The sequence below is a fragment of the Cedecea sp. FDAARGOS_727 genome (assembly GCF_012273235.1).
Taxonomy (GTDB): Bacteria; Pseudomonadota; Gammaproteobacteria; order Enterobacterales; family Enterobacteriaceae; genus Cedecea; species Cedecea davisae.
Map to the genome: position 1 here is coordinate 3357549 of NZ_CP050966.1, position 12489 is coordinate 3370037.

8 protein-coding genes are annotated in these 12489 nt (G+C 49.8%); all 8 read left to right on the top strand.

Translation table 11 applies throughout. From position 1 onward, the window contains the following. The first annotated feature begins 27 nt into the window (after positions 1 to 27). The 8 genes from FOC35_RS15855 to FOC35_RS15890 all read left to right on the top strand — a co-directional run bounded on the left by FOC35_RS15855 (position 28) and on the right by FOC35_RS15890 (position 12363). Complete coding sequence (locus FOC35_RS15855; protein ID WP_016537342.1) at positions 28 to 1494, top strand: amino acid permease; 1467 nt, start codon at positions 28 to 30, stop codon at positions 1492 to 1494. A gap of 169 nt (positions 1495 to 1663) precedes the next feature. Continuing rightward, the gene (locus tag FOC35_RS15860; RefSeq protein ID WP_016537340.1) at positions 1664 to 2779 is read left to right on the top strand and encodes an ABC transporter substrate-binding protein; all 1116 of its coding nucleotides are present in this window, start codon (positions 1664 to 1666) and stop codon (positions 2777 to 2779) included. Positions 2780 to 2794: 15 nt separating this feature from the next. Further along, positions 2795 to 3871: an iron ABC transporter permease gene (locus FOC35_RS15865; protein WP_172569432.1), complete on the top strand. Its 1077-nt coding sequence runs from the start codon at positions 2795 to 2797 to the stop codon at positions 3869 to 3871. Then, complete coding sequence (locus tag FOC35_RS15870) at positions 3868 to 4656, top strand: ABC transporter ATP-binding protein (protein WP_115586346.1); 789 nt, start codon at positions 3868 to 3870, stop codon at positions 4654 to 4656. The genes FOC35_RS15865 and FOC35_RS15870 overlap by 4 nt, the downstream gene beginning before the upstream one ends. A 127-nt stretch (positions 4657 to 4783) precedes the next feature. After that, complete coding sequence (gene cirA / locus FOC35_RS15875; RefSeq protein WP_172569433.1) at positions 4784 to 6754, top strand: catecholate siderophore receptor CirA; 1971 nt, start codon at positions 4784 to 4786, stop codon at positions 6752 to 6754. 558 nt (positions 6755 to 7312) lie between these two features. After that, the gene (locus tag FOC35_RS15880; protein WP_172569434.1) at positions 7313 to 7756 is read left to right on the top strand and encodes a hypothetical protein; all 444 of its coding nucleotides are present in this window, start codon (positions 7313 to 7315) and stop codon (positions 7754 to 7756) included. A 689-nt stretch (positions 7757 to 8445) separates the two neighbouring features. Then, entirely contained in the window at positions 8446 to 9867 is a 1422-nt protein-coding gene (locus FOC35_RS15885; protein ID WP_172569435.1) for a hypothetical protein, read from the top strand. 144 nt (positions 9868 to 10011) lie between these two features. Beyond that, the gene (locus tag FOC35_RS15890) at positions 10012 to 12363 is read left to right on the top strand and encodes a hypothetical protein (RefSeq protein ID WP_172569436.1); all 2352 of its coding nucleotides are present in this window, start codon (positions 10012 to 10014) and stop codon (positions 12361 to 12363) included. Positions 12364 to 12489 lie beyond the last annotated feature (126 nt).

The following is a 12489-nucleotide window of genomic DNA, read 5'->3' on the forward strand; positions in this document are numbered from 1 at the left end:
CATTTTTTGGATAGGCAACAATTTCCTATGGTTTCACAAGATAAAACCACACAAGCGCCTGGCCTACGCCGCGAATTAAAGGCGCGCCACCTGACGATGATCGCCATTGGCGGATCGATCGGGACCGGGCTTTTTGTCGCCTCCGGGGCGACCATTTCTCAGGCTGGCCCAGGCGGGGCACTGCTCTCTTATATGCTGATTGGCCTGATGGTTTACTTCCTGATGACAAGCCTGGGCGAGCTGGCGGCATTTATGCCGGTTTCCGGCTCCTTTGCCACCTACGGGCAAAAATACGTTGAAGAAGGCTTCGGCTTCGCGCTGGGCTGGAACTACTGGTACAACTGGGCGGTAACCATCGCCGTTGACCTCGTGGCCGCGCAGCTGGTGATGAACTACTGGTTCCCGGACACGCCGGGCTGGATCTGGAGCGCTCTGTTCCTCGGCATTATGTTCCTGCTGAACTGGATCTCGGTGAAAGGCTTTGGTGAAGCGGAATACTGGTTCTCGCTGATTAAAGTCACCACCGTCATTATCTTTATTATCGTCGGCGTGATGATGATTGTCGGCATCTTCAAAGGCGCTCAGCCTGTAGGCTGGAGCAACTGGACGACCGGCGACGCGCCGTTTGCCGGCGGTTTTGCGGCGATGATTGGCGTGGCGATGATAGTCGGCTTCTCCTTCCAGGGCACCGAGCTTATCGGTATTGCCGCCGGTGAGTCCGCTGACCCGGAGAAAAACATTCCGCGTGCGGTGCGTCAGGTATTCTGGCGGATCCTGCTGTTCTATGTGTTCGCCATCCTGATTGTTAGCCTGATTATCCCTTATACCGACCCGAGCCTACTGCGCAACGACGTTAAAGACATCAGCGTTAGCCCGTTCACCCTGGTCTTCCAGCACGCAGGGCTGCTCTCCGCTGCGGCCGTAATGAATGCGGTTATCCTGACGGCGGTTCTGTCGGCGGGCAACTCCGGTATGTATGCTTCAACGCGTATGCTTTACACCCTGGCCTGCGACGGTAAAGCGCCGCGTATATTCGCGAAGCTATCTAAAGGCGGCGTGCCGCGTAACGCGCTGTATGCCACCACCGTGATTGCCGGGCTGTGCTTCCTGACCTCGATGTTTGGCAACCAGACCGTTTACCTGTGGCTGCTCAATACCTCCGGGATGACCGGTTTCATCGCCTGGCTGGGCATCGCCATCAGCCATTACCGCTTCCGTCGCGGCTATGTGCTCCAGGGCAATGATATTAAAGACCTGCCGTATCGTTCGGGCTTCTTCCCGATTGGGCCGATTTTTGCCTTCGTGCTGTGTCTGATAATCACCCTTGGCCAGAACTACGAAGCGTTCCTCTCCGACACCATCGACTGGGGCGGCGTGGCGGCAACCTATATCGGTATCCCGCTGTTCCTGGCTATCTGGTTCGGTTACAAGATAACGAAAGGCAGCCGTTTCGTACGCTACAGCGAAATGACGTTCCCGAAATTCCGTCAGTAACAAGGCGTTACTCTTTAAAGGGCGTGTTTACCACGCCCTTTTTTCATTTCTCTCGCCAGCAATAATTCCTCCAGGTTATAGTAGAGAACAATTAAATTGATAACCATTATCATTTGCTTTATCGTTAACGCCATTCTTTAAGGAACGAAGGAGAGTTGGCGTGAAGCATATGATTAAATTCAAAAATATCTGTCTGGCACTGGCGTTAACCGCCGGCTGCCTGCAAACGGCGGTTGCGGCTACCGTGACCGATATCGTCGGGCGTGAGGTCACTATTCCTCAGAAGGTTGACCGTATTCTGCTGGGTGAAGGGCGTCTTTTCTATGCTCTGGCGCTGCTGGAAGGGCAAAAGCCTATCGACCGCATCGTTGGCTGGCAGGGCGACTTCCGTAAGCTGGATACCCAGACTTACGCGGAGTACAAAGCAAAATTCCCGAAGATTGACGATATTCCGCTGATTGGCAGCACCACGGCCGACAGCGTTAGCCCGGAGAAAGTGCTGACTCTGCACCCGGATGTGGCAATTTTTGGCCTGTCCGGACATGGTCCTGGCCGCCACAGCGAGCTGGTTTCCCAGCTTGAAAAAGCGGGCGTGCCGGTAGTGTTCGTTGATTTTCGTACTTCGCCGCTCAAAAATACCTTGCCGAGCATGCGTGTGCTGGGCAAAGTGTTGCATCGCGAAAAGCAGGCCGATGACTACATCGCCTTTTATGAAGCGAACCTGAAAAAAATTACCGATGTCACCGGCAAGATGGCGGAAAAAGATAAGCCGTCGGTGTTTATCGAACTGCGCGCTGCCGCGATGGAAGAGTGCTGCGGCTCCGCCGGTAACGGCAACATGGGCGACTTTATCGACCAGGCTGGCGGCATCAATATTGCTAAAAATCTGCTGCCTGGCGCGTTGGGCACGGTAAACCTGGAAAAAGTGATCGCGGCCGACCCTAAGGTTTATATTGCCAGCGGCGGTAAAGCACCCGGCTCCACCGCTCCGGGCGTTGTCCTGGGCGCTCAGGCAACAAAAGCTGAAGCGCAGTCCAGCCTGCAAAAAGTGCTGGAGCGTAAAGGTATTGACCAGTTAACGGCGGTCAAAGAAGGGCGCGCCTATGGCGTATGGCATAATTTCTATAATTCGCCGTACAACATCCTCGCTATTCAGGCGATGGCGACCTGGTTCCACCCGCAGGAGTTTGCCGGGGTTAATCCGGAGCAAACTATGCAACAACTTTATAAACAGTTCCTTGCGGTAGAGCCAACGGGAACCTACTGGACCGATCTTAAGAAGTAACGAAGGTAAGACTTGATGAGTGCCACCACCGATCCGATGCCAAACGAGGCGCAACCCGAAACCATCATGGGGCGCTACCAGCAGGTACTGCGTCACCGTTATTTGCTGATGGGGGCGCTGGTCGTTGCGATCCTCGCCTCGCTGCTGCTGGACTTTACCCTTGGCCCGTCCGGGCTGCCGCTGGATACGCTGTGGCAGACCTTGATCGATCCGGCCAATGCTAACCCCGGCACCAGGGTCATCGTGTGGGACATTCGTCTGCCTTATGCGCTGATGGCGCTGCTGGTCGGCATGGCGCTTGGCCTGGCGGGGGCGGAGATGCAAACCATCCTCAATAACCCGCTGGCCAGCCCTTTTACCCTCGGCGTTTCTTCCGCCGCAGCCTTTGGTGCTGCGCTTGCCATTATCCTCGGAATTGGTATTCCGGGGGTGCCCGATCAGTGGTTTATCTCGGCTAACGCCTTTGTCTTTGCCCTGTTTGCGGCGTTAATGCTTGACGCCATCACCCGCTGGACGCGCGTTGCCAGTTCTGGCGTGGTGCTGTTTGGTATTGCGCTGGTGTTCACCTTCAATGCTCTGGTGTCGATGCTGCAATTTATTGCCAGCGAAGACACGTTGCAGGGGCTGGTGTTCTGGACGATGGGTAGCCTGGCCCGCGCGTCGTGGGACAAACTGGGCGTGCTGCTGCTGGCCTTTGCCATCATTATGCCTATCTCAATGCTTAGCTCGTGGAAGTTGACCGCGCTACGCCTCGGCGAAGACCGTGCCGTGAGCTTCGGTATCGACGTGAAGCGCCTGCGTTTAGGCACGCTGCTGCGCATCAGCATACTCTCTGCGCTCTCGGTCGCGTTTGTTGGCCCAATTGGCTTTATCGGCCTGGTTGCGCCGCACATCGCCCGTATGCTGTTTGGCGAAGATCACCGTTTCTATCTGCCGGGCAGCGTGCTGGTTGGCGCCCTGGTACTGTCGCTGGCGTCGGTTGCCTCTAAAAACATCATCCCCGGCGTTATTATTCCGGTGGGGATCGTTACCTCGCTGGTGGGCGTGCCGTTCTTCCTGAGTATTATTCTGCGCCATAAGGGGAACGTGTGATGCAGGGTCTAAAGATTGATGCATTCAACGCCGGTTACCCGAAGCGTAAAATTATCGAAAACCTCAACGTGCCTGCGTTGCCGCGCGGCAAAATCACCGTGCTGCTGGGGCCGAACGGCTGCGGTAAGTCTACGCTGCTGCGTTCGCTCGCGGGCCTGAACCGCGCAGAAGGGCAGCTGTATCTGGACGGTGAAGACCTGATGGCGCTGCCATTTGCCAAACGCGCGGAGAAAGTTGTTTACCTGCCGCAGTCGCTGCCTCAGGGCGTGCATCTGCATGTGCTGGAGTCGATTATCGTTGCCCAGCGCGCTTCTGGCGGCCGCCACAGTGCCGAAAGCGAAGAGCAGGTGATGCAGCTGCTTAAACAGCTGGGGATTTCCCATCTCGCCCTCAGCTATCTCGACCAGCTTTCCGGCGGGCAAAAACAGCTGGTTGGCCTGGCGCAATCGCTTATCCGTCGGCCCTCTCTGTTGCTGCTGGATGAGCCGCTGAGCGCCCTGGATTTAAATTACCAGTTCCACGTAATGGACCTGGTTGCCCGTGAAACCCGCGAGCGTAATATCGTCACCGTTGTGGTGGTTCACGATATCAATATTGCCCTGCGCCATAGCGAGCATGTGCTAATGCTGCGCGACGGCAAGCTGGTGGCAAGCGGCGAGCCGGAAGCGGTTATTACTCCGCGCAGCCTGGCTCAGGTTTACGGCGTCAGGGGGCGGATAGAGCGCTGTTCCCAGGGCGTCGCTCAGGTGCTTATCGACGGCTTAGTCGAGACGCCCACCGTATAACAAAGCTTTTCAGGAATACTAAGGAACACAATATGCAGCCGGCGGCCAATGTAGCCGCTGGCGCATAGTGCAATGTGAGCGCTAAACGGTTGTTTCGTTTGTAATTCACCTCATGGAGAGAAAAGGAATGTTAAGGTTGAATCCCATTGTCCGGGGAGGACTCTGCGCATCGGTACTCGGTCTGGCTTTTCCCGCTGCCGCCGACGATCGTGAAGAAACGATGGTTGTTACCGCATCCGCTATCGAGCAAAACCTCAAAGATGCTCCCGCCAGTATCAGCGTTATTACTCAGGCCGACCTGCAAAAGAAACCAGTTACTAATCTGAAAGATGTGCTTCAGGAAGTGCCCGGCGTTCAGTTAACCAATGAAGGTGACAATCGCCGCGGCGTCAGCCTGCGCGGCCTGGACAGCAGCTATACCCTGATTCTGGTTGACGGCAAGCGAGTAAACTCCCGCAATGCGGTCTTCCGCCACAACGATTTTGATCTTAACTGGATCCCGGCTGACGCTATCGAGCGCATCGAAGTGGTTCGCGGGCCAATGTCTTCCCTTTACGGGTCAGACGCCCTCGGCGGCGTGGTTAACATTATTACCCGAAAGGTAGGCAAAGCCTGGCACGGCACCTTCACCGTGGACTCAACCGTGCAGGAGCATCGCGATCGCGGAGACACCTATAACGGCAACTTCTTCACCAGCGGCCCAATTATCGACGACGTGCTGGGCGTTAAGGTTTACGGCAGCCTCGGCAAGCGCCAGAAAGATGGCCAGAAGCCGTCCACGGTTAACAACACGGGCCTGACTCCGCAAATTGAAGGGTTTACCGCGCGCAATGCCAGCACCGAATTTTCATGGACCCCGGCCGCGAACCAGGATGTTACATTCGGCTATGGTTTCGACCGCCAGGACAGGGAATCTGACTCGCTGGATAAGAACCGTATCGAACGCCAGGATTACTCCATCGGCCACAACGGGCGCTGGGATTTTGGTAATACCGAGCTGCGTTTCTATGGCGACAAAATCGATAACCTGAACCCGGGTAACAGCTCGCCAATTACCTCCCGCAATAACAGCATCGACGGCAAGCTGGTGCTGCCTCTGGCAGAGATTAACCAATTCCTGACCTTCGGCGGTGAATGGCGTCACGACAAGCTGACCGATCCGGTCAATATTACCGGTGGCAACGGCTCTGAAACGTCCGCCAGCCAGTACGCGCTGTTTATTGAAGACGAATGGCGCATCTTCGAGCCGCTGGCGCTGACCACCGGTATTCGTATGGACGACCACGAAACCTACGGTGACCACTGGAGCCCGCGTGCTTACCTGGTGTATAGCGCCACCGATACCGTAACGGTAAAAGGCGGCTGGGCAACGGCCTTTAAAGCGCCATCTCTGCTGCAGCTTAGCCCTGACTGGACCAGTAAATCCTGCCGCGGCGCCTGCCAGATTGTCGGTAGCCCTGACCTGAAGCCGGAAACCAGCGAGAGCTTTGAGCTGGGCATCTACTACGCCGGGGATGAAGGCATTCTCGACGGCGTGAGCGGCAGCGTGACCGCCTTCCAGAATAACGTTGAAGATATGATTGATATCCAGCGTACCGCCAACAAAAGCGTCGCGCCTTCCTACTCAAACTTCGTTGGTTTTGATAAGAGCGGTAACCCAATCTTCCGCTACTACAATGTCAATAAAGCGCGTATTCGCGGCGTAGAAACCGAGCTGAAAATACCGTTTAACGACCAGTGGAAGCTTTCGCTTAACTATACCTATAACGACGGGCGTGACCTGAGCAACGGCGGCAATAAACCACTGCAACAGCAGTCGTTCCACACCGCTAACGGCACGCTCGACTGGGCACCGTTGGATGACTGGTCGTTCTATGTGTCGGCAAACTACACCGGCAAGCAGCGCGCCGTATCGGCATCGGATAAAACGCCGGGTGGCTATGTAGTCTGGAACACGGGCGCAGCCTGGAAAGCGACCAAAAACGTGAAGGTACGAGCCGGGGTGCAAAACCTGGGTGATAAAGACCTGAATCGCGATGTTTATAGCTATAACGAGGACGGGCGTCGCTACTTTATGGCGCTGGATTACAGCTTCTAATCTATTGATAATTATTTATAAGTCATTTCAACTACCCGCCATCTGGCGGGTATTATTTTATCCTTTTTTATTTTCCTGCCAGCTCCGTTTCTTATTCTGAATTTATATAATTGTGACCGGTGTGGTTTGTTTTGTGTTTAAAGAGATGTTACCTTGAAAAAATAAAGGATATTTCAGAGCTTTATCTTCAGGGGTAAATAATTGATTAATGTGGTTCGTTTAATTATTAGATGATGTGAGATATGGCACAGGAAGTGTCTTTTTATCCGGGGTTCATAACAAATTATTTTAATTAGTTTTAATCGAGTGCCTGATTCGATGATGTTTCATAGATGCTGATGTTTCTGTGAATATATTTTTATACGTGTATTAAGGACATTTCATGCCTTGCGTTAACTTGACTATAAATAACCAAAGAAAACCAATGGAAAATGAAAGCTTATCTGTTGTTTCCGAAGATATCACACCGGATACGGAGATACAGCCTGGGATTCAACTACCGGGCATGAGGATAAGGCTGAGGACGAGCTGGCCGAATTGAGGGCTCATTTACAGGCTATGATCGGCGGCTATCTGCCTGAGTTTTATGAATTCCGGCGAACGGGCTGTAATATTCTGTATCCCAAACCAGTCGATATCGAGGCATTACAGGCGCGAGTCAACGCAATGCAGGTACCGGCATTTATGCAACCGCAGCAGAAACATCTCGAGCAGGCCGCTGGCGCTTTTCTGGACCGGTTTAGATTATTTCGAAAAGAGAAGACGTGGCACAATAACGCGCTTGATTTCATCAAGTTTCGCCTGGCGATAAAAGACGCTGGCTGGGATTCACCGCAAGCTCGGGATGATAATGAAGCACTAAAATATGCTAACCGCATGAGCGGTCATCTTTCGGGTGCTATGCATCTTATTAGCCTGCTCAGCAGCACGGAACAGCAGATATCGTGGGAGTGCGCGCGGCAAACAAGTTACGATGAACTCCTCAAGCGCTCCTCCCGATAGACACCGAAGATCATCACAATCAGTATTCCGCCCAAACCCGTGGCAACTTGACTAAAAATCATCCGGACAACATAAAATTTAATGCCATCGTGAACTCAGTCACGCTGGATGAAAGAATGGCCCGTGAGGTATTGAGTAGGGAACTGGAGGGGCTATCGGGAATATTACTGAGTGATATTATTCTCACCAGATGTTATGCGGAAAAGGCAGAGGGGAAAACTGAGACTCAAAGGATCGCTCGTGACATCCTGACGCTCTGTCGAATCCTTCAGGGTATTATCGAAAGCATTCAGTACGAAGGGAAGTATATACGGCCCCCGCCTGGCGGGGCGCTCGTCGGGCATAAATCATCCCGACAGAGGGAAACTCTCACCCTCACTGAAACGATAAAAAAAGAGTTGGTTACGTCCTGGAAAACCGTGCGTATACACGTCCAGGAATATTCACCAACTCTTGGAATGGTGACCGGTAAGATAGATAAGAATGCACAGCGTATACTGCATAAACATATTAACGACTCAAACTCTCTTTATACACCTACTGCCGGACGTAACATAAACGAAGCTATCTTTCGGGTTGGAATAATACTGCTGGATAAAATTTAGCAAACCACGGCCGATATACATAAAATCAGACAAACCTGTCACCCATTACAGCAGGCCATAACGCATTACGATGGGCTCAGGCGAATGTTATCTGATATGCCGCCCAACGCCATTCTGGATGCCAGGCTGTGTGCGGAGTCTGAAAGATGGCAGAACAAAATAGAAGAGTTTAAAAAATCGCTGCGGCGTAGGTGCCAGGAAATAACAACGCTGGCCGAAGAGAATATAAAACAAAAATTTCTGTCAGCTTTAAGAGATGAATTGAACCAGGCTCCCAGGGTGATGGCATCAGACAGCGTCATCAGTGATTTTGATAAGCAGATAAAAGAGGTCGTTGAGATACTGGCCAGCATTGATCAGGAGATGAACCAGGCGCTGTTACCTCTCCTGGAGCGTGGAGAGGCCGGATATAAAGAGCTGCACGAGTACACCGTAAACGGGTTACAACGCCTTAAACTTATAAAAAACAATCTGAAAACCAGCCTCATAAAAGCCACTGGTCGGTCGATTAACAACTTTTCTCGTCAGGGAATGCTGGCCAGGAGGATGGGCGAATGGAGCGAAGCGGAAAAGCAACGTTATCTGAGTCGTTTTTCTGAAGAAGACCGTACGGCTTCTGAAAAAGCCTATGACAGTTTATTTCTTGAGCTCGTTCAGCACTACCTTCCCTTATTATCCGGAGAGTCCGATCCTGAAGGGAATCGGCTTCTTCAGAGGCTGCGGCTCGAAATGGGTAATGCAGCCAAAGGTATCACCTTTTACCCTGCAACGATGGACGAAATCATCGCCGGAATGAAGAGTCGCAATCAGGTAATAAGAGGCTGGGCGGGAAGAAAACTGGTCAGAATGGTCTTTCTGGCTGCCTGTCTGGAGGGGATTAATCTAATACCGAATCTGGCCGCACTACCGCTGCGCATGGGGATTAAATTTGCTTTTACGGGGGCAAAAGTAGCGTGGGCTGCCCGCAAAGGGCGGCAGGGTATACGCGGTGGTGAGGGAGATATCAGCGATGGGGTAAGGGAATACGCCAGGCAGAGTTACAAAACGGCGGCCCTCAAAGTCATGCTTTCACTGCCTCCCGGACTGACCACTCTGCTGGGCGTGAGCCTGGTGTGTTTCGATATTTACGAGGGGGGACTGGAAGGGGCAGGGAAAAAAATTGCGAAAAATATTGTAGGAGATGCGCCGTGGCGTGCCCTGGATGCGGGAAGCAGAACGGCTGTAGTAGCTTATGCCACAGCACTGGTGGACGCCGCTGTGAATGGCGCGGAACCTGTGAGGCGGCGAGCGGCTTTACCGCCACAAAAAGATACTTATTCGTGCTCTGAAAACCGTAACCATAATACTGCTTTAGGCAGGGCCAGAAATAAGAGAGCCCTTGCCGCCGGGGATCAACATGAGGAGTATGCTGATTTTGAGAAGACCCTGAAGTTTAGCAACTTCTCTGATGATAAGAAAAAAACGACTTATTTGTATGGTATTAAATATGCGTTATTTAAAATATAAAATGATGAGAGGTTACCGAGGGAAATCAGGCGTAATGCCTATCTTGCCCGTATAGGTGCTACACTTTTAGTCCCTGTTGATATATATAAATACAAACTTAATAACACATTTTTACTGCCCGATTCACCTGGCTTTAAATCCGGAATGCTTATTCGTCTGGATTCCGAAGTGCTTTACTATTATGTCAGGAAAGGAGAGGGTCTTTTACCGGATATCAAATGGGCAATGCCATTCGGTGCAAATGAGTGGAGAAACAAAGAGATTCCATCTATTGGTGGACATGCTTATAGTCATTTTTTCAATGGTTTTATTTTTGTTAATGATATAAGGGATGGGGTAATTAGTTTTGATAGGTTTTTTAATTATAATAAATCAGAGGCGATAAATATTAATGTTCTCGCTACATTACTTGAAAAGACCATAACTGAGGGCTATAAAAATAAATCAGCGGTGATTGATAACAAAAAGCTGGTTAATAGGGCGATCCTTGGGGCCCAAATTCCTGATCAAGAAGTAAGTGTGACTGAGGTGAAATACCGCCTTGAATTTGACTGGGGTAATTTAAAATCAGAGGAATATTTAAGATCATTTTCACGCCCTTTTGCGACACTCGGCGGGCAGATGCAGCTAATACTCAGCAATATCGAAGGGGAGACTTTACAGCAGAAAGAACAAAACATAATTCGGGCCGAGTATATAGGCACATGGGTTGACGTCACTTCCGATGTAGTCGCTGCATTTACACCCCTTGGGCTTGCCATTGGTTTGGCTCAAACAGCTGCGGGTATTGGTGCTGATGTGTTGGAACATAACCCCCCTGATACTGATCATAATTCCGTGTATGTTTTAACTAAAACAGGAGAATCAAATGAATTGGTAGCAAATCATTGCGGATTGGCAGTTTTTCGATATTATATTAATAATTCCGATCTGCATCTGGATTTCTTAATGGCACATCCCTATGTTGTTATTAATAAATATCCTGCGGTCGCGGATTTTCTCACTAATGATGGATTCGTTTCTAAAGAGCAACTGCATAAATATAACATAAAAAATGTAGCTCGGTTTCTTGGCACTAAAGCGATATGCAGTGAGCTTGAGAGTTATGATGCGATGCCCGGAGAGCACGTTAAGACATTTTCATTTAATGGTGTTAATCCAATAACTCAAAGTATAGGCTATCAACTTGACAGTTTTTCTAAATTATTCTCTAAGAAAAGTGCTCATAATATTCTTGATGAACCTGATTACAGCGACGAGTTGGAAAGCCCGGCGACTACCTCATCAGTTATTCACGATTATTATCAGAGCCTGGAAATACTAAAATCTCATGTAAAAGATTCATTCGCATCTGTCAAACCTGTGGAAACAATATCTCCCGAAGTCGCGGAGGCTACTATACAGAAAATTATGCGGGACTACGATGCAGAGATATTATCTGAGAAAATTACTGATGGCCTGGAACACCCGGATGAAGAGGTAAAAGCGTTTTCTGGGGAAGTTATTACTTCTGTTAATCACGCCTATGAAAAAGTATCTAAAGTAAAAGCACTTTTTGATGAAGCTGAAATCAGTCCTGAAATTAAGGCTGATCTAAAGGGATTGCTTGATGAAGCCACTGGACTGAATGATGATGTACTGGTTAATATTGATAAAAAAGATATTTCTGCCATTTCTGACATAGTTTATGACAGATTTAAAAATAACATCGACAAAATACATTGCTTTCTTTCAGAACAAAAGACATCTAATTATAATGTTTTTGTTTTATATAGATATCGGCAACCCGATTTATCTAATGTTCAGGCCATTGCGTTGCCCTATGACAGCAAGAAAAGAATCATGGTAGCTATGTTGCCGCAGGATAAGCGTCGAGGCGGATTAGTTGACACAGTAGTCCATGAGGTTTTACATAATGCTGCTACTGCATTGGAACATACTTATATTGGAGATCTGCGTGCCAAAAGAGGTTCATTTCCTTCCTCATTTGAGTTTTCAGCCCGTAAAACAGAACATTTTATTGAAAATAACCAGTCAAAAATTGATAATATAAGATATGCTTTAGATTTACCCCGAAGTATTATGCCAACCGAAAGACAACAACAGATCGCACGCGCAGTTTTACACAACAGCAAGCTTATTAAAGCCGATACCCTTCTGAATGCTGCGGAATACAATGCATATATGATTCATGTTTTAAGTGGGGCCAGAGTGGAAGGCTTGAATATTAAGCTTGAAGATGAGTTGTTGAGAAGTAAACGCTCGGTTGATGAAAGTGATAGTTTGCTCGACCATATAGTTATGGTGGCTTTATTGAGCGTTAGCATCCCCAGGCATCATATTGAATTCAATCAGACTATCTTCAATCTTGCATTAGATTTTTTTCTAAAACAGGATATGGAAACACCACCCGATGTTAATTTTTTGCCTTATCTTTCAGCATTTGAGGCTATGACAAAAAACATGAGGTTACCTTGCAACAGGTGCGTGAGTTAGAAGAAGAATAGTCCGGAAAACCAGGCGATCTGCTGGCGAAAGCTAAATGTCAATATGCCGTTTTGGCATATATATCCAGGCCAGAAGAAATTAAATTGCCGATTGATGTAATGCGAAATAGGCTTG